The organism is Frigoribacterium faeni (genome assembly GCF_011761235.1).
In the GTDB taxonomy this organism is placed as follows: domain Bacteria; phylum Actinomycetota; class Actinomycetes; order Actinomycetales; family Microbacteriaceae; genus Frigoribacterium; species Frigoribacterium faeni_A.
In genome coordinates this window covers 244,261-260,998 of the sequence record NZ_JAAOYW010000003.1, presented here as the reverse complement: position 1 = coordinate 260,998, position 16,738 = coordinate 244,261, and the positions used below count along the sequence as shown (strand labels likewise).

Here is a 16,738-nt window from a genome sequence, read left to right as displayed (position 1 = left end):
GAGGCGCGGGCCTCGTCCCATGGTGCCAGCGCCCGGGATCGTGGTGGGGTTGTCCCCCCGACGACAGGTGAGGCCAGCCTCCCCTCGGTGAGCCGAGCCTCAGCTTGCTTGCGGAATCCCCTCAGCTGGCTAGCGTTGCATCCACCGTCTAGGAAAGGACATCGCCATGACCGACGCCACCACGATCACCGTCCCCCAGGGTTCCGTCGACCCCGACGTCGCAGCCGGCGTCGCCCAGTTCCTCAGCCCGATCGTCACCGACCTCACCGCCCTGTCGGTCAACGGCAAGCAGGCGCACTGGCACGTCCGCGGCATCGCCTTCGTCGCCGTGCACGAGCTCATCGACGTGGTCGTCGACCACGCCCGCGAGTGGGCCGACCTCGCCGCCGAGCGCGTCGTCGCCCTCGGCCTGCCGGTCGACGCCCGTATCGAGACCGTCGCCGCCAAGACCGCGATCCCCACGACCTCGCCCGGCTTCAACCAGATCGACCGCACCATCGCCGAGCTGGTGGCCCAGATCGACGCCTCCCTCGTCGCCGTCCGCACGGCCATCGACGAGCTCGGCGAGCTCGACGCCTCGAGCCAGGACGTCGCCATCGAGATCTCGCGCGGCCTCGAGAAGGACCGCTGGTTCCTCGCCGCGCACGTCGCCGGCTGAGCCGAGGCCGCACGCCGGCGCCCGACGCGCCACGACGGAGGCCGTCGCCCCTAGGGGCGGCGGCCTCCTCGCCGTCCGGACCGCCGCCCGCCCTCCGCCGGACGGACGTGCCGCCCTCCGCCGGGCGGTCGACCACCCGGCGGTCAGGCGAGCAGGCGGTCCTCCCGCCGGCGGCGCTGCTCGACGGGGTCGGGCACGGGCGCCGAGGCGATGAGCCGACGGGTGTAGTCGTCCGAGGGCGCCGTGAGGATCGCGTCCCGGTCGCCCACCTCGACCAGGCGACCGGTGCGCAGCACGGCGATGCGGTCGCAGAGCGAGTCGACGACCGCCAGGTCGTGGCTGATGAACAGGCACGCGAAGCCGAGGCGGTCCTGCAGCGACCGGAAGACGTCGAGCACCCTGGCCTGCACCGACACGTCGAGGGCGCTGGTCGGCTCGTCGGCGATGAGCAGCTCCGGGTCGAGCGCCACCGCCCGGGCGATGGCGACGCGCTGACGCTGCCCGCCCGAGAGCTCGTGCGGGTACCGCTCGCGCCAGGCCCCGCCCAGGCCCACGTCGGACAACAGGGCGTCGACCCGGTCGGTGAGCTCCGAGCCGCGCAGGCCCCGCCGCACCTGCAGGGGCTCGGCGACCGTCTGCGCGATGCTGTAGCGCGGGTTCAGCGACGTCGTGGGGTTCTGGAACACCATGGCGACGCGCTCCCGGACGGCGGCCCGCTCCCGGCGCGACGCCGAGGCGAGGTCGACGCCGGTGGCGAGCACGCTGCCCGACGAGACCGGGGCGAGGCCGACGGCCGCCCGCCCGATGGTGGTCTTGCCGCTGCCGGACTCCCCCACCAGGCCGAGGATCTCGCCGCGGGCGACCTCGAGGCTGACGTCGTCGACGGCGCGGAACCGGCCGACGATGCGGTTGCCGTACTCGACCACGAGGCCGCGCACCGCCAGGGCCGGCGCGGCGCCCGCGTCGGCGGCGGCGGCGTCGCCCGAGGCGGCGGCGGCCGACCCGGCCTCGGCACGCGGCACGGCCGTCGCCCGGTCGCCCATCCGGGGCACCGCGTCGAGCAGGTCGCGCGTGTACTCGGCCGTGGGCGAGGCGAAGAGGTCGCCCACGTCGCCCGTCTCGACGACGCGGCCGGAGCGCATGACGACCACGCGGTCGGCGAGGTCGGCGACCACGCCCATGTCGTGCGTGATGAGCAGGATGCTCGTGCCGGAGCCGGCCTGCAGACGGCGGAGCACGTCGAGCACCTCGGCCTGCACGGTCACGTCGAGGGCCGTGGTCGGCTCGTCGGCGATCAGCAGGTCCGGGTCGGAGGCGAGCGCCATGGCGATCATGACGCGCTGGCACTGGCCGCCGGACAGCTGGTGCGGGTACATCCGCAGCCGGGACGCCGGGTCCGGGATCTCGACGCTGGCGGCCAGCTCGACGGCGCGGGCCCGCACCGCCGCCCGGGTGAGCGAGCCGTCGTGCCGGCGCACCGCCTCCTCGATCTGGTAGCCGACCGTGAAGACCGGGTCGAGCGCCGCCGTCGGGTCCTGGAAGATCATCGCGACCCGGTCGCCGCGCACCTGGCGGAACCCGGCCTCCGAGCGGCCGACGAGCTCGTCGTCGTCGAGCCGGATCGACCCCGACACGGTCGCGTTCGCCGGCAGCAGACCCAGCACCGCCATGGAGCTCACGCTCTTGCCCGAGCCGGACTCGCCGACCACGGCGAGCACCTCGCCGCGACGGACGTCGAACGTCGCCGCCTCGACGGCGACCTGCTCCTCGCCGTCGACGTCGAACCGCACGGTCAGGTCGCGCACGCTCAGCACGGTGTCGGTCATCAGGTCTCCCGGGGCGGGTCGAGGGCATCGTCGGAGGCAGGTGCCCCGTCGCGGTCGGCCTTGAAGGCCTCCCAGTCGGCGAGCATCGCGCGGTGGTGGTGCGAGACCCAGGCCATGTAGTCGCGGCCGTTCACGAGGCGGCGCCGCACCTCCTCGTCCCGGGGGTCGGCCGCGTCGACGACGGCGAGGCCCTGCTCGATGGTGACCCGCTGGCGGTCGAGGTAGCGGCGCTCGCCCGCGAGCCAGCTGCCCCAGACGTCGTCCTCGGCACGGAAGTAGTGGCTTCGGTCGCCCGGCACGACGTGGCGCGCGATGAACCCCGCCTCGACGAGCCGCCGCGTCGACATCGAGACGGACCCCGCGCTCGCGCTCAGCGCCGCGGCCAGGTCGGCGGACGAGATGTAGGGCTCGCGCATCATCATGAGGTAGCCGAGGATGCGGCCGTCCATGAGGGCCGACCCGGCCATCTCCCACATGACCGCGAACTGCTCGACGAAGTCGCGGCGCGCCCCGTCGGAGGCGCCGGTCGTCGTGCTGGCGGGGGCGGTCTGGTCGTCGCTCGGCATGGGTTCTCCCGATCCGTGGGGTGCCGTCCCGGCGGGGCTGCCGGCAGGGCTGGCGACAGCGCTCGCGGCGGCGCTGGCGGTCGGGGGCCAGCCTAGATCGGTCGTCATCCGGCGAGCTCCGTGACGGGGCGCATGCTCATGCCGCCCGCTCCGCGCAGCAGGGTCGCCCGCCCCTCGGGGTCGAACTCGTAGCGCATGGTCTCGCCGACCGCGCCGAAGCCGTTGCCCCGCGCGACGAGCAGCTCGGTCGGGCCGACCACCCTCAGCCGGTCCGCGCCCGCCACCGGGTCGGGCCCGGCCGGGTGCAGGGCGACGAGGTTCTCGCCGAGCAGAGCGACGTCGACGATGCCGAACTCGCCCGCGAACCGACCGGTGAAGCGGGCCGGGTCGAGCCCCGCCGAGGAGGCGCGGGTCGCCAGGCCCGCCGGCGCCGGCTCGAGCGCGAGGTCGAGCAGTCGCAGCACCCCCGACGAGAGCGCGGTCGCCGGGCCGTCGACGGCGTTGGTCATGACCGACACGGCCAGGCCGAGGGCCGGGTCGAACAGCGAGCGGGTGATGTGCCCGGGGTAGCCGCCCGAGTGGCCGACGACGCGGTGCCCGCCGACGCGGTCGACGACGAAGCCGAGCCCGTAGTGCGCCGACGACGGGTCGTCCGGGTCGGACTGCCAGGCCTCCCGCTGGGCGAGCCGCCTGCTGTGCGCCCCGAGCAGCCGGTCGTCGCCGTCGAAGTGCGCCGAGCAGTAGGCGACGAGGTCGTCGGCCGTGCCGTAGAAGCCGGTGGCGGCGGCCATCGCCCGGGTGTCGACGTGGTCGAGCCGCACCCTCGTCTGCGCGACGTGCCGGCCGCTGTGGCCCGCCGCGTACTCGTCCGCCCGCGACGGGTCCCACTCGGGGCCGGTCCGCGTGAGGCCGAGGGGGCGCACGATCGTCTCGGTGACCTGCTCGCCGTACGAGCGCCCGGTCGCCGCCTCGATCACCAGGCCCAGCAGCGAGTAGCCGAGGTTGCTGTAGCCGAAGCCGTCGCCGGGCGCGGCCTTGTCGCCCCGGTCGAGCAGCATGTCGAGCAGCTCGGCCTCGTCGGGGAACGGCCGGCCGTGCTGCCAGTAGTCGCCGTCGAGGCCGTCGCGGATCACCCCGGCCCCGTGCTCGAGCAGCTCGCGCAGGGTGGCGTCGGCGAGGCGCGAGCCGGCCTCGGCCAGGCGCGGCACCCAGCGGCCCGCCGGGTCGTCGAGCCGCAGCACACCGCGCTCGACGAGCTGCAGCACCGCCGTGGCGGTGAACGTCTTCGAGTGCGAGGCGATGCGGAACAGGTGCTCCGTGGTCAACGGGACGCCCGCCTCCTCGTCCGCCAGGCCGTGGGCCGTCGACAGCTGCAGCGCGCCGTCGAACCACACGGCCGCCTGCACCCCGGGCACCCGCTCGCGCCACCGACGGTAGGCGAGCCACGAGTCGACGTAGGGCAGCGCCGCCCTCAGGTCGTCGGCCTGGGCCTCGGTCAGCGGGGCGTCGGCGGCGAGCGGCACGGTGGTCACGGGTCCTCCCTGGTCGCGCGTCACTGCTGACGGCGGGGGTCGAGGGCGGCACGCAGGGTGTCGCCCAGGCTGATGATGCTGAGCACGGTCACCGCGAGGAACAGGGCGGGGAACACGAGGAGGTGGGGCGCGTTCTGGAACTGCCCGGACGCTGCCGAGAGCTGCAGTCCCCACGAGATGGCCGGGGCCTCGAGGCCGATGCCGAGGTAGGTCAGCGAGCTCTCGGCGACGATGACCCCGCCCACCGTGATCGTCGCGACGACGAGCACGGGCGACAGCGAGCTCGGCAGCACGTAGCGGGTGACGATGCGCCAGGTCGAGAGCCCCATGGTGCGGGCCGCCAGCACGAAGTCGGCCTGGCGGACCGACCGCACCGAGCCGCGGACGAGGCGCGCCATGGTCGGCCAGCCGAACAGGGCGAGCACGAGCGAGACGGTGACGACCGACCGCTCGCCGGCGCTGTTGAGCACGACGACGGCGCCGAGCAGCAGGGGGAACCCGAGGAACACGTCCGTCAGCCGCGACAGCGCGGCGTCGACCACGCCGCCCCAGAGGCCGGCGGCCGTGCCGACGACCACGGCGACGACGACGGACAGCACCGTGGTGAGCAGGCCGACCGCCAAGGAGGCGCGGGTGCCGTGGACGACGTTGGCCCAGACGTCGCAGCCCTGCAGGTCGAAGCCGAACGGGTGCCCGGCCCGCGGGTCGGCCCCGCTGAGGCCGAGCTCGCAGACCCGCGGGTCGCCGTTGCCGAACAGCCCGGCGATCGGGCCCGGCAGCACGGCCATGAGCACGAGCAGCAGGACGACCGCGGCGGGGACGACGAAGCCGGGGCGGCGGACCGCGCGGCGCAGGGGGCGGCGTCGACCCCCGGCAAGGGCCGGCGCGACGGGGGCGGGGGCGGGGACCAGCTCGGTCATCGGCGCACTCTCGGGTCGAGGAGGGCATGGATCGCGTCCACCGCCAGGCTGGTGACGAGGAACACGAGGATGAGCGCGGTCGAGATGCCGACCACGGTGGCGCCCTCGTGGCTGCGGATGGCGCCGAACAGGAGGTTGCCGACGCCGGGCAGGTTGAAGATGCCCTCGACGATGACGGTGCCCCCGAGCAGGTAGCCGAGGTCGGTGGCGAGGAACGTCGCCGTCGGGATCAGCGAGTTGCGCATCACGTGCACCCCCACGATGCGTCGGGGGCTCAGGCCCTTGGCCCGGACGGTGCGCACGTGGTCCGAGCTGAGGTTCTCGAGCACGGAGGAGCGGGTCAGCCGCGACACGGAGGCGAGGCCGAAGAGGGCGATGACCACGGCGGGCAGCACGTAGGCGGTGGGCCAGCCCGTCGTCACGCCGGCGACGGGGAACAGGTCGAGCCGGACCGCGAACACGAGCTGCAGCGTGACGCCGACCACGAAGACCGGGATCGCGCTGGCGACGATCGTGCCGCCGAGGATCGCCCGGTCGACGAGGGTGCCGCGCCGCAGGGCGGAGACGACGCCCAGGCCGATGCCCACGACGATCTCGAGCAGCCACGCCGAGAGGGCGAGGGTCACGGTGACGGGCCACCGCGCGGCCATCTGCCCGGCGACGGACTGTCCCGAGAAGGTGGTGCCGAAGTCGCCGCGGAACAGCCCGCCGACGTAGCGGGTGTACTGCTGCCAGAGCGGCTCGTCGAGGTGGTGCTCGGCCCGGAGCGCGCGCACGACCGCGTCGCTCAGCGGCCGGTCGCCCCCGAGCGCCCGGATCGGGTCGCCGGGCAGGGCGAACACCATGGCGTAGATGACGAAGGTCACGCCGACGAACACGACGGCGAGCCCGCCGACGCGCTCGACGACGGCGAGCGCCGTCCTCACGGCCGCTCCCCCGGCGCGTCGGCGAGGTGGACGGCGGCGGCGAGCACCGCTCCGTACTGCACGCCGACGAGGCTCGCGATCGGGATGACCTCGGCGCCGTCGGCGGCGGCCGCGGCGTCGCGCCAGCCCGACCACAGGGCCTCGGCCTCGGCGGCGAGCCGGCGCAGCGGGGCCGTGGCCGTGCCCGCGACCGCCTCGGCCTCGAGCGCCCGCAGCAGCATGCCGCCGTAGCGAAGGCGGAAGCAGTGCACGAGGTCCTCGCACGAGAAGCGCTCGGCGACGGTCGCCGCACGGGCCGACGAGGGCTCGTCGGCGCGCACGCGGTCGACGGCGCCCGCCCGGACGAGCATGGGGACGAACGCCCGCGACGCACGGAGGAACGGCGTCGCGAGGGTGAGCAGGGGCTCGGCCCGGGCCAGCAGGTCGGCGAGCGCCTCGCCCGTGGCGGTCATCTGCGCGCCCGTGCGCCGCAGCAGGTCGCCGTACGACTCGTCCGTCGCCGACGTGTCGTCGGCGTCGGGGTGCTTCCAGTACGGCAGCTCGGCCACGAGGCCGAGGGTGCCCCAGCGGCTCGCGTACTCGCTCGACGACGACCCGGCGATCTCCGCGGCGGGGTCGACGCCGAGCGACTCGAGGTAGTCGTACGCCTCGGCGATGGTGCCCGTGCCGAAGACGGCCGGCGCGTAGCGCTCGAGGAACGGCGACTCGGGCTCTCCCGTGTCGAGGGGCAGGCCGAGCGAGGCGGGCACCGCGTGCAGCGCCTCGGTGAGCTCGGGCACCGGTCGGGAGAGGTAGTAGTAGACCCCGCCCATCTCGCCGTTGTGCAGGCTGACGTAGAGATCGGGTCGCAGCTCGTCGATCAGGCGCATGAGCCCGAGCGTCTCGGGCATCACACGGTCGAAGTAGGCCGCCTTGTGCGAGGTGGGGAACGTCCACTCGACCTGCTCGTCGGGCGCCGGCCGGTAGAAGCCGCGCGCGTACCGGCCGCGGTCGCCGGGGTCGGCGAACCAGGCCTCGTTCAGGCGGCCTCCGTCGGGGTCGATGCTGGGCACCACGTGCCAGGTGGCGTCGAGCCGGTCGCGCAGCTCGTCGTCGGCGCAGAGCGTCTCGGCGAGGTGCACGGCCGTCCACGAGCCGATCGGCTCGTTGGGGTGGACGCCGCCGACCACGAGGTGGTGCCGTGCCCCGGCGCCGATCGTGTACATCGTGATCGGCTCGCCGAGGCGGCTCGTCGCCACCCGGCGGCTCGAGATCAGCCCGGGCGCGTCGCGCTCGATGCGGGCGAAGCGGGCGGCGAGCTCGTCGAGGGTCGGGAACCCGTCGAGCGGGGGCACCGCGCCGGCCCGGCGGACGATGTCGTCCGTCGAGCCGACCACGGCGGAGGAGGTGCGGGTCACGCTGTCGTGGAGGGTCACTTCAGGGTGATCCCCTGCACGATCGGGCTGCCGGCGGACTGCGGCATCGTCGCGATCTTCTCGCTCGTGACGTAGGAGTACTTGTCCGAGAAGGTGGGGGCGACCGGGAAGTCCTCGAGCACCCGCTCCTGCACGGCGCGGTAGGCGTCCGTCGCCTCCTCGGGGGTGGCGGCCTGGTCGGCCTGGTCGAGCAGCGAGTCGACCTCGGGCGAGCTGTACCAGGTGCAGTCGTAGCAGCCGCCGGCCTCGGTGAACAGCGACCGGAGCGTGTTCTGCTGGCTGACGTACAGGGCGCCCCAGTGGCCGAAGTGCGGCCCGGCGGTGGTCCGGTCGACGAGGCCCTGGTAGTACTCGGCCCAGTCGGTGCTCGGCTTCGCGACGACGTCGTCGACGCCGAGGTTCTGCCGGATCTGGTTGGCGTACGCCTCGAAGAGCGAGTCGAGGCCGCTGCCGCCGGGGTAGACGATCTCCATCGTGCCGTCGAAGCCGCCGGCCTCGGCGAGCAGCTCCTGGGCGGCGTCGGGGTCGAACTCGCAGAACTCGCCGCACAGCCCCTCGGGCGTGCCCTCCATCGCCGACGGGGTGAAGGCGGTGGCGGGCTCGTAGAGGCCGCCGTACACGGCCTCGTTCACCGCGTCGCGGTCGATCGACATCGAGATCGCCTGCCGCACCCGCACGTCCGAGTAGCGCTCGTCGGTCAACGGGAAGCCGAGGTAGTCGATGCCCGGGGCGTCGAACGACCAGAGCCGGTCGCCGAAGTCGGCCTCGGCCGAGGTCATCTTGGACGCGGGCAGGAACAGCACGTCGGCGTTGCCGGCGAGCACGTCGGTGTAGGCCGTGTTCTGGTCGCTGTAGCTGCGGTAGGTGATGCGCTCGACCTCGGCCGCGTCGTCGCCCTGGTAGTCATCCCACCGGGCGACGGTGAACTCGGCGTCGTCGACCCACGGCTCGGTCATCTCGTAGGGCCCGTTGCCGACCGGCTGGCGGTCGTAGGCGTCCATGTCGTCGTAGGCCGACTCGGGCATCGGGTAGAAGGCCGTCTGCCCCTGGCTCAGCTGCAGCGGGAACTGGCTGTCGGCGTGCGAGAGCTGCACGGTGAACGTCGTGTCGTCGACCACGGCGAGGCCGCTCAGCTCGGTGGCCGTGGGCTCGCCCTCGACGGGGTTCAGCTCGTCGTAGCCGACGACGGCGGCGAGCTGGCCGCTGTTCTCGAAGGCGTTCGCGGCGGTGGCCGTGTAGTTCCAGGCGTCGACGTAGCTCTGGGCGGTGACGGGCGAGTCGTCCTGGAACGTCCAGCCGTCGCGCAGAGAGACGGTCCAGGTGACGTTGTCGTCGGACTCGACCGACTCCGCCTGCACGTAGGTGATCTCGTTGTCGGCGTCGACCGACACGAGCGGCGCGAACAGGCTCTGCACCTGCGTGAAGGCGACCGTCTGGCGGCCCGGGGTGAGGTGGTCCGGCTCGCCCGTCGCGTAGACGAACGAGCTGCCCCCGTCGTCCCCGGCGGCGTCGCCGCCCGCGGCGCAGCCGCCGAGGACGACCGCGAGCAGGGCGACGGCGGTGACGGTGAGGGTCGTACGGGTGGCTCTCATGGGTCCTCCTGCGCCCGGTGCGGGCGGTCGGGTGGTGCGCTCCGAGGCCGTGACGAGACGGCTTGACGCCACGCTAGGGACCTCGTGCCCACCAGCGGAAGACCCTGGGCTCAGAAGTTTCAGTGTTCTCTGAAACCTTCATGCGTCGGAAACACCGGGGAAACACCGTCGCCCGGCTCGCGGCCGTCGGCCCGGGCGGACGGCTCGGCCGGCCGGCTCGGGCGGGACCTCAGAGCGTCCAGTGGGTCCGACGGCCGGCGAGCAGGGTCCCCGAGACCGGCATCGCCCGCAGCTCGGCGTCCGACGCCGCGAGGGGGTCGAGGTCCGTCACGACGAGGTCGGCGGCGGAGCCCGCCTCGACCGACGACCGCCCGTCCGTCGAGGCGGCGAGCGCCGCCGACGCGACGATGCGCTGCTCCGGGTGCCACGGCTCGCGGCCGTCGCGCGACCGGGAGGTCGCGGCGGCGACGGCGACCCAGGGGTCGAGCGGCGCCACGGGCGCGTCCGAGCCGAGCCGCAGCACGACGCCCGCCTCGACCAGGCTCTCGAGGGCGAAGGCGCGGCCGGTCCGGCCGCTCCAGTGCCGGTCGGCCACGTCGCGGTCGTCCATGGCGTGCTCCGGCTGGACGCTGGCCACGATGCCGAGCCGGGCGAACCGGGCGACGTCCTGCGGGTCGAGCAGCTGGGCGTGCTCGATGCTGCCGCCGCAGCCCACCTCCTCGAGAGCGTCGAGCGCCCTCGAGTTGGCCGCGTCGCCGATGGCGTGCACCGCGGGCACGAAACCCGCCGAGGAGGCGCGGCGCAGCCAGGCGACCAGCTCGTCCGCCTCGTAGGTGGGCAGCCCCCGCGCCGCGGGGTCGCCCTCCAGCCCCGGGTACGGGTCGTGGCACCAGGCGGTGCGCGTGTTCAGCGACCCGTCCGTGATGATCTTGAACGGGCCGACCGTGACCAGGCCGTCCGTGCCCTCCACCGGGTCGCCGGTCCGCAGGCCGAGGGCCGCGACGGCGTCGAGGTCGGCCGGGTAGACGCCCGCGCGGACGCGCAGCGCCCGGGTGCCCGCGGCGACCCGACAGGCCCACCGGTCGAGCGAGAGCGTCATCTCGAGGTCGACCACGCCGACGACGCCGCGTGCCGCCGCGGCGTCCGCCGCCTCGGCCACCCAGAGGTCGAGCTGCTGCTCGGAGACGGCGCTGACGGCCGTGTTCACGTCGAACGCGGCCTGCTCGCGGAGCAGCCCGCTGGGGTGGTCGGCGTGGCCGTGCTCCCGCAGGGCCCTCGAGTCGAGCCACGCCGCGTGCAGGTCCTTGCTCACGAGCACGACGGGCACGTCGCCGCTCACGGCGTCGAGCAGGGCGCGGTCGGGGGCGTCGGGCCAGAGGGCGTCCTGGAACCCGTAGCCGACGAGGGACTGCCCCGCGGGCGGCGGCGACGAGCGGAGGCGCTCCCCCACGAGGGCGGCGACCTCCGCGGCCGAACGTGCGCTCGACAGGTCGAGGCGCTGGCGGACGAGGGCCCACTGGTCCATGTGCACGTGGGAGTCCCACAGCCCCGGCGCGACCCACCGGCCCTCGAGGTCGACGACGTCGGCCCCGGCGGCGGGCAGGTCGGGCCCGACCCCGACGACGCGTCCGCCGTCGATCAACAGGTCGACGGGACGCTCGCCGCCGCCTGCGGGACGCGCGTCGGTCAGGAGCGTGCGCCGCGCCTCCTCGGCCCCTGCGCCCGTCATCGGTCGCGCACCCGTCGCATCTCGGCGGCGAGGGCGGGGTGGGCGTAGTGCTCGCCGTGCTCGAGCTCGGCGACGATGCGGTCGACGACCTCGGGCGCCTTGTTCTGGCTGAGCTTGGCGCGGGCGTCGAAGCGGGTCACGCGCAGCCGGATGCCGACGGTGCCCTTCGCGACGCGCCGGGAGCCCTCCTCGTCGAGGGTCAGGGTCGACGGCTGCGGCATCGGCCGCTCGAAGTGGTCGACGAGCTCGCCGAGCACCCGGAAGTTCTCGTCGTCGGACAGGATCTCGGGGGTGCCCCAGAGGTGGGCCGTGACGTGGTTCCAGGTCGGGATGATCTGCTCGGCCGGGTACCAGCCCGGCGAGACGTAGCCGTGCGGGCCCTGCACGATGACGAGGACCTCGTGCTCGCCGAGCTCGTGGGCGCGCTCGTCGGGACGCCCCACGTGGCTGACCAGCACGATGTCGTCGCCCTGCTCGCCCGACTCGTCGAGCACGACCGGGTAGTGCGACGCGACGAGGCCGGCGGCGGTGTGCGACACGATCGTCGCCCACGGGTTCTCGCGGACGAGCCGCCTGATCTCGTCGACGTCGGTCAGGACGAACGTGGGGGTGTGCCGCATGGTGCCACCCTGGCACAGGTTTCAGCCTGCGTTGAAAGCTGTCACGAGCTCGAAACACGGGTCGGGCCGCCGGCCCGCGTCGACGGCGGTCAGACCTGGTCGACGGGGCACCAGTAGAGCTTCCGCCCCGCCGCCATCTCCATCACGATGTTCGTGCCGCACACGCGGCAGGGCAGGCCCTCGCGGTGGTAGACCCAGTGCCGGTCGGCCCGGCTGCGCAGCGCCTTCGCGTGCTGGGCCTTCGTGAGGCCGTCCATGGTCATCATCTGGCCGAGCTCGACGCCGCTCTTCAGCAGCTTCGTCCAGTCCTTGTACAGCGCCTCGAGCACGTCCTCCGGCACCTGGTTGCCGGGGGTGTGCGGGTCGAGGCGTGCCCGGAACAGCAGCTCGGCGCGGTAGATGTTGCCGATGCCGCTGACCACGCTCTGGTCCATCAGCAGCAGGCCGATCGGGGTGCGCTTCTTGCGCACGGTCGCGACGAAGCGGTCGCGGCCCTTCTTCGGCGAGTCGACGAGAGGGTCGGGGCCGAGCTTCGCGATCGCCGTGTCGACGCCTGCCGCGTCGAGGACCTCGCACTTCGTCGGGCCGCGCAGGTCGCCCACGGCCGTGTCCGAGAGCAGGCGCACGCGCACCTGGCCGACGGGCTCGGGCGGGAACGACTCGATGTCGTCCTCGGTCTTCTCCTGCTCGGCCATGCGCACGCGGGTGCGCCGCGGCGCCCCGATGCTCGCCATCGAGTGCTCGCCGTCGTCGTCGGGGGCGTTCTCGGCCTTGCGCGTGGCCGCTCGCCGCGTGCGCGACTCGGCCATCGAGTGGCCCGTCGCGATGTCGCCGGCGAAGTCCCAGGCCCCGTAGAGGCCGAGGTGGACGTGCAGCCACAGGCCGTTGTCGAACTCGAGGAACATCTGCTTGCCGACGGCCTTGGCGTCGACCATGGTCGCGCCGTCGAGCTTCTCGGCCCCGGCCGCGAAACGACCCTGCGGCGAGCTGACCTCGACGCGGTGTCCCACGAAGGTCTGCTCGAACTGGTTGGCGATGCGGTGGACGGAATGGCCCTCGGGCACGGCGGCACCTCTCTCGGTCTCGCGACCCGGCACGGCGCCCGGACGACGGAGCGGCGGGACCGTCGTCCGGTCCCGCCGCCCTCGACGTTACGTCGTCAGTCGATCGCGTGACCGGCGATCTCGCCGGTCGTCTCGTACTCGCCGACCTGGGCGATGCGGCGCACGTGGCGCTCGTCGTGGCTGAACGGCTCGGCGACGAACGCGTCGATGAAGGCCAGCGCCTCCGCCTCGGTGTGCTGGCGGGCGCCGATGGCGATCACGTTCGCGTCGTTGTGCTGCCGGGCGAGCTTCGCGGTCGAGTCGTTCCAGACGAGGGCGGCGCGCACGCCGACGACCTTGTTCGCCGCGATCTGCTCGCCGTTGCCCGACCCCCCGAAGACGACGCCGAGGGCCTCGTGGCCGGCCTGCTGGTCGCGGACGACCGCCCGGGCCGCCGCGATGCAGAACGACGGGTAGTCGTCGAGCGGCTCGTAGCTCGTCGGCCCGTGGTCGGTCACGTCGTGCCCGGCGTCGCTCAGGTGCCGGACGACGGTCTTGCTGAAGTCGAGACCGGCGTGATCGGTCGCCACGTGGATGCGCATGGTGACGATCCTAGGACCGGCTCAGTCGAAGACCGGACCGACCGTGCGCGTGCGCTTGATCTCGAAGAAGCCCGGGTAGGAGGCGGCCGCGACGACGCCGTCCCACAGGGTCAGCGCGACCTCGCCCTTCGGCGCCGGCGAGATGACGGGCCCGAAGAAGGCCGTCCCGTTCACGGCGATGACGGGCGTGCCGACGTCCTGCCCGACGCGGCCGATGCCGTCGAAGTGGCTGGCGCGCATCTGCTCGTCGTGCTCGTCGGAGTCGGCCCAGGCGGCGAAGTCGGCGGGCAGGCCCACCTCGGCGAGCGCTGCGGGGATGACCACGTCGGCGTCGGTCTCGCCGCCCGGGTGGATGCGCGTGCCGAGCGCGTCGTAGAGCGGCTTCACGACCTGCTGGCCGTGCAGCACCTGCGCCGCGGTGACGAGGCGCGTGTAGCGGAGCATGCGGGCGAACATCGCGCGGTAGTCGTCGCTGACGTCGTTCTGCTCGTTCAGCACGGCCAGGCTCATGACGTGGAACGTCACGTCGAGGTCGCGGTGGCGGGCGACCTCGTCGACCCAGCGGCTGGTCATCCAGGCCCAGGGGCAGGAGGGGTCGAACCAGAAGTCGACGGCGGTGTGGGGCGCGGGGGCGACGGTGTCGGTCATGCCCCCAGTGAACACCCCGGCGACCGGGGCACCGGTCTAGGCTCGTCCGGGGACCACGAGTCCCCCACCACACCTCACGACGGATGGAGCACCGTGCCCGGAGAGAACCTGACCCGACTCGAGGCGCAGGAGCGCAAGAGCGTCGTCGACGTGCAGTCGTACGAGATCGAGCTCGACCTGACCCGCGGGGCCGAGGTCTTCGGCAGCTCGACGACGATCCGCTTCAGCGCGACGCCCGGCGCCTCGACCTTCGTCGACGCGCTCACGCGCACCGTGCACTCGGCCACATTGAACGGCACGGCCCTCGACGTCGCCGCCGTGAACGACGGCGTGCGCATCCAGCTCGACGGCCTCGCGGCCGAGAACGTGCTCGAGGTCGTCGCCGACGCCGAGTACACCAACACGGGCGAGGGCCTGCACCGCTTCGTCGACCCGGTCGACGGCGAGGTCTACCTGTACTCGCAGTTCGAGGTGCCCGACAGCCGCCGCGTCTTCGCGGTCTTCGAGCAGCCCGACCTCAAGGCGACGTTCCAGTTCACCGTGACCGCCCCCTCCCGCTGGCAGGTCGTCTCGAACCAGACGACGCCCGAGCCGGCCGTCGACGGCGAGGTCGCGACCTGGACCTTCGCGCCCACGCCCGTGCTCTCGAGCTACATCACCGCGATCATCGCCGGCCCGTACGATGTCGTGCGCAGCGAGCTCACGAGCTCCGACGGCCGCACGATCCCCCTCGGCATCTTCACGCGGCGCTCGCTCACCGAGTACCTCGACGCCGACTACATCTTCGAGAAGACGCGCCAGGGCTTCGCCTACTACGAGGAGAAGTTCGCCTACGCGTACCCCTTCGAGAAGTACGACCAGCTCTTCGTGCCCGAGTTCAACGCCGGCGCCATGGAGAACGCGGGCGCCGTGACGTTCGTCGAGACCTACGTGTTCCGCAGCAAGGTCACCGACGCGATCAAGGAGCGCCGGGTCGTCACGATCCTGCACGAGCTGGCCCACATGTGGTTCGGCGACCTCGTCACCATGAAGTGGTGGAACGACCTCTGGCTCAACGAGTCGTTCGCCGAGTGGGCGTCGACGATCGCGACCGCCGAGGCCACCGAGTGGACCGAGGCCTGGACGACGTTCCAGGCGATGGAGAAGAGCTGGGCCTACCGCCAGGACCAGCTGCCCTCGACGCACCCCGTCGTCGCGACGATCAACGACCTCGAGGACGTCCAGGTCAACTTCGACGGCATCACCTACGCCAAGGGCGGCTCGGTGCTGAAGCAGCTCGTCGCCTGGGTCGGCATCGACGCGTTCTACGCCGGCGTCGCCGCGTACTTCCAGAAGCACCACCACTCGAACACCGAGCTGCGCGATCTGCTCGTCGAGCTCGAGGCCACCTCGGGCCGAGAGCTCACCAGCTGGAGCGAGAAGTGGCTCGAGACCGCCGGCGTCAACACGCTGCGTCCCGAGATCGAGACCGACGCCGAGGGCGTCGTCACCTCGTTCGCGATCCTGCAGGAGGCGCCCGCCGACTACCCGACGATCCGCCCGCACCGCCTCGCGGTCGGCCTCTACGACCTCGACGGCGACGCCCTCGTGCGCACGCACCAGGTCGAGATCGACGTCGACGGCCCGCGCACCGAGGTGCCCGAGCTCGTCGGCCGCCGGCGCGGAGCCCTGGTCCTCACGAACGACGACGACCTCGCCTACGCGAAGATCCGCCTCGACGAGCAGTCGCTCGCGACGGCGATCGAGCACCTCGCGGCGATCTCCGACCCGCTGGCCCGGGCCATCGTGTGGGGCTCGGTCTGGGACGCCACGCGCGACGCCGAGACCTCGCCCTCCGACTACGTCCGCCTCGTGCTCTCGAACATCGCGAGCGAGACCGAGTCGACGACGATCCGCACCACGCTGACGCAGCTGGTGCAGACCGCCCGCAGCTACGTCGCCCCCGAGCGCCGCGCCGAGGTGCTCGCCGAGGTCGGCGACCGCCTCCTCGAGCTGGCGAAGGAGGCGCGGGCCGGCTCGGACGCGCAGTTCCAGTTCGTGAAGTTCTTCGCCGCCGCCGCCTCGACCCCGGCCCACGCCGACGCCCTCCGTGCCCTGCACGACGGCTCGCTGGCGCTCGACGGGCTCGAGGTCGACACCGACCTGCGCTGGGAGCTGCTCGAGGGCCTCGTGCTCGTCGGCGCCGCCGACGAGGCCGAGATCGACGCCGCCCTCGAGGCGGACAACACCGCCAACGGCGCCCAGGCCGCGGCCCGTGCCCGGGCGGCGATCCCCACCGCCGAGGGCAAGCTCGCCGCCTTCGCGTCGGTCGTCGACAGCGACGAGCAGCCGAACGCCATCGTGCGCGCGACCGCCATGGGGTTCCAGCACGTGAACGACCCCGCCGTGCTGCGTCCCGTCGTCGAGCGCTACTTCGGCTCGCTCACCGGCATCTGGGAGTCGCGCAGCTACCACATCGCCGACACCCTCGTCTCGGGCCTCTACCCGGCCGGGCTCGCCGACCAGGAGCTGGTCGACGCGACCCGCGCCTGGCTCGACGCGAACCCCGACGTGCCGGCCCTGCGCCGCATCGTGATCGAGAGCCTCGCGGGCGTCGAGCGGGCGCTGCGGGTGCAGGCGGTCGACGCGAAGTAGCCCCGAGGAGGCGCCCCGCGCCTCCCT

The 16,738-nt window shown here is 73.3% G+C and carries 14 protein-coding genes; 2 read left to right on the top strand and 12 right to left on the bottom strand.

Annotated features, from left to right (window positions below; genetic code table 11):
• Positions 1 to 166: 166 nt before the first annotated feature.
• Positions 167 to 658, top strand: coding sequence for a Dps family protein (locus tag FHR78_RS13345; RefSeq protein ID WP_166761016.1), 492 nt, complete (start codon positions 167 to 169; stop codon positions 656 to 658).
• Between the two features lie 143 nt (positions 659 to 801).
• On the opposite strand, the gene FHR78_RS13340 is transcribed toward FHR78_RS13345, so the two are convergent.
• The 12 genes from FHR78_RS13340 to FHR78_RS13285 all read right to left on the bottom strand — a co-directional run bounded on the left by FHR78_RS13340 (position 802) and on the right by FHR78_RS13285 (position 14,077).
• The gene (locus tag FHR78_RS13340) at positions 802 to 2,484 is read right to left on the bottom strand and encodes a dipeptide ABC transporter ATP-binding protein (protein WP_166761015.1); all 1,683 of its coding nucleotides are present in this window, start codon (positions 2,482 to 2,484) and stop codon (positions 802 to 804) included.
• Positions 2,484 to 3,050: a GbsR/MarR family transcriptional regulator gene (locus tag FHR78_RS13335; protein ID WP_166761014.1), complete on the bottom strand. Its 567-nt coding sequence runs from the start codon at positions 3,048 to 3,050 to the stop codon at positions 2,484 to 2,486. Before FHR78_RS13335 ends, FHR78_RS13340 begins: the two co-directional genes overlap by 1 nt.
• 104 nt (positions 3,051 to 3,154) lie before the next feature.
• Entirely contained in the window at positions 3,155 to 4,582 is a 1,428-nt protein-coding gene (locus FHR78_RS13330) for a serine hydrolase domain-containing protein (protein WP_347878214.1), read from the bottom strand.
• A gap of 20 nt (positions 4,583 to 4,602) precedes the next feature.
• Positions 4,603 to 5,502 carry an ABC transporter permease gene (locus FHR78_RS13325; RefSeq protein WP_166761013.1) on the bottom strand — a complete coding sequence of 300 codons (900 nt, stop codon included), beginning with the start codon at positions 5,500 to 5,502 and terminating at the stop codon, positions 4,603 to 4,605.
• A complete protein-coding gene (locus FHR78_RS15470; protein WP_347878213.1) occupies positions 5,499 to 6,428 on the bottom strand; it encodes an ABC transporter permease in 930 nt (309 codons plus the stop codon). Before FHR78_RS15470 ends, FHR78_RS13325 begins: the two co-directional genes overlap by 4 nt.
• Positions 6,425 to 7,843, bottom strand: a complete 1,419-nt coding sequence (locus tag FHR78_RS15695) for a M14 family zinc carboxypeptidase (protein ID WP_347878212.1) — start codon at positions 7,841 to 7,843, stop codon at positions 6,425 to 6,427. Before FHR78_RS15695 ends, FHR78_RS15470 begins: the two co-directional genes overlap by 4 nt.
• Positions 7,840 to 9,435, bottom strand: coding sequence for a peptide ABC transporter substrate-binding protein (locus tag FHR78_RS13310; protein ID WP_166761012.1), 1,596 nt, complete (start codon positions 9,433 to 9,435; stop codon positions 7,840 to 7,842). Before FHR78_RS13310 ends, FHR78_RS15695 begins: the two co-directional genes overlap by 4 nt.
• A 229-nt stretch (positions 9,436 to 9,664) precedes the next feature.
• Positions 9,665 to 11,164, bottom strand: coding sequence for an amidohydrolase (locus tag FHR78_RS13305; protein WP_166761011.1), 1,500 nt, complete (start codon positions 11,162 to 11,164; stop codon positions 9,665 to 9,667).
• Positions 11,161 to 11,784: an FMN-binding negative transcriptional regulator gene (locus FHR78_RS13300; protein ID WP_166761010.1), complete on the bottom strand. Its 624-nt coding sequence runs from the start codon at positions 11,782 to 11,784 to the stop codon at positions 11,161 to 11,163. Before FHR78_RS13300 ends, FHR78_RS13305 begins: the two co-directional genes overlap by 4 nt.
• Positions 11,785 to 11,873: 89 nt before the next feature.
• On the bottom strand, positions 11,874 to 12,848 hold the full coding sequence (locus FHR78_RS13295) for an Fpg/Nei family DNA glycosylase (RefSeq protein WP_166761009.1): 975 nt from the start codon (positions 12,846 to 12,848) through the stop codon (positions 11,874 to 11,876).
• Positions 12,849 to 12,943: 95 nt separating this feature from the next.
• Positions 12,944 to 13,429, bottom strand: a complete 486-nt coding sequence (locus FHR78_RS13290; RefSeq protein ID WP_166761008.1) for a ribose-5-phosphate isomerase — start codon at positions 13,427 to 13,429, stop codon at positions 12,944 to 12,946.
• 21 nt (positions 13,430 to 13,450) lie between these two features.
• Positions 13,451 to 14,077: a DsbA family protein gene (locus FHR78_RS13285; protein ID WP_166761007.1), complete on the bottom strand. Its 627-nt coding sequence runs from the start codon at positions 14,075 to 14,077 to the stop codon at positions 13,451 to 13,453.
• Between the two features lie 93 nt (positions 14,078 to 14,170).
• On the opposite strand from FHR78_RS13285, the gene pepN reads away from it, so the two are divergent.
• Positions 14,171 to 16,711 carry an aminopeptidase N gene (gene pepN / locus FHR78_RS13280; RefSeq protein ID WP_166761006.1) on the top strand — a complete coding sequence of 847 codons (2,541 nt, stop codon included), beginning with the start codon at positions 14,171 to 14,173 and terminating at the stop codon, positions 16,709 to 16,711.
• The last annotated feature ends 27 nt before the right edge of the window (positions 16,712 to 16,738 follow it).

Excerpts from the sequence above, each read along its gene's own strand:
- FHR78_RS13345 (WP_166761016.1), top strand. The coding sequence starts at position 167 with ATGACCGACGCCACCACGATCACCGTCCCCCAGGGTTCCGTCGACCCC.
- FHR78_RS13340 (WP_166761015.1), bottom strand. The coding sequence starts at position 2,484 with ATGACCGACACCGTGCTGAGCGTGCGCGACCTGACCGTGCGGTTCGAC.
- FHR78_RS13335 (WP_166761014.1), bottom strand. The coding sequence starts at position 3,050 with ATGCCGAGCGACGACCAGACCGCCCCCGCCAGCACGACGACCGGCGCC.
- FHR78_RS13325 (WP_166761013.1), bottom strand. The coding sequence starts at position 5,502 with ATGACCGAGCTGGTCCCCGCCCCCGCCCCCGTCGCGCCGGCCCTTGCC.
- FHR78_RS13310 (WP_166761012.1), bottom strand. The coding sequence starts at position 9,435 with ATGAGAGCCACCCGTACGACCCTCACCGTCACCGCCGTCGCCCTGCTC.
- FHR78_RS13305 (WP_166761011.1), bottom strand. The coding sequence starts at position 11,164 with ATGACGGGCGCAGGGGCCGAGGAGGCGCGGCGCACGCTCCTGACCGAC.
- FHR78_RS13300 (WP_166761010.1), bottom strand. The coding sequence starts at position 11,784 with ATGCGGCACACCCCCACGTTCGTCCTGACCGACGTCGACGAGATCAGG.
- FHR78_RS13290 (WP_166761008.1), bottom strand. The coding sequence starts at position 13,429 with ATGCGCATCCACGTGGCGACCGATCACGCCGGTCTCGACTTCAGCAAG.
- FHR78_RS13285 (WP_166761007.1), bottom strand. The coding sequence starts at position 14,077 with ATGACCGACACCGTCGCCCCCGCGCCCCACACCGCCGTCGACTTCTGG.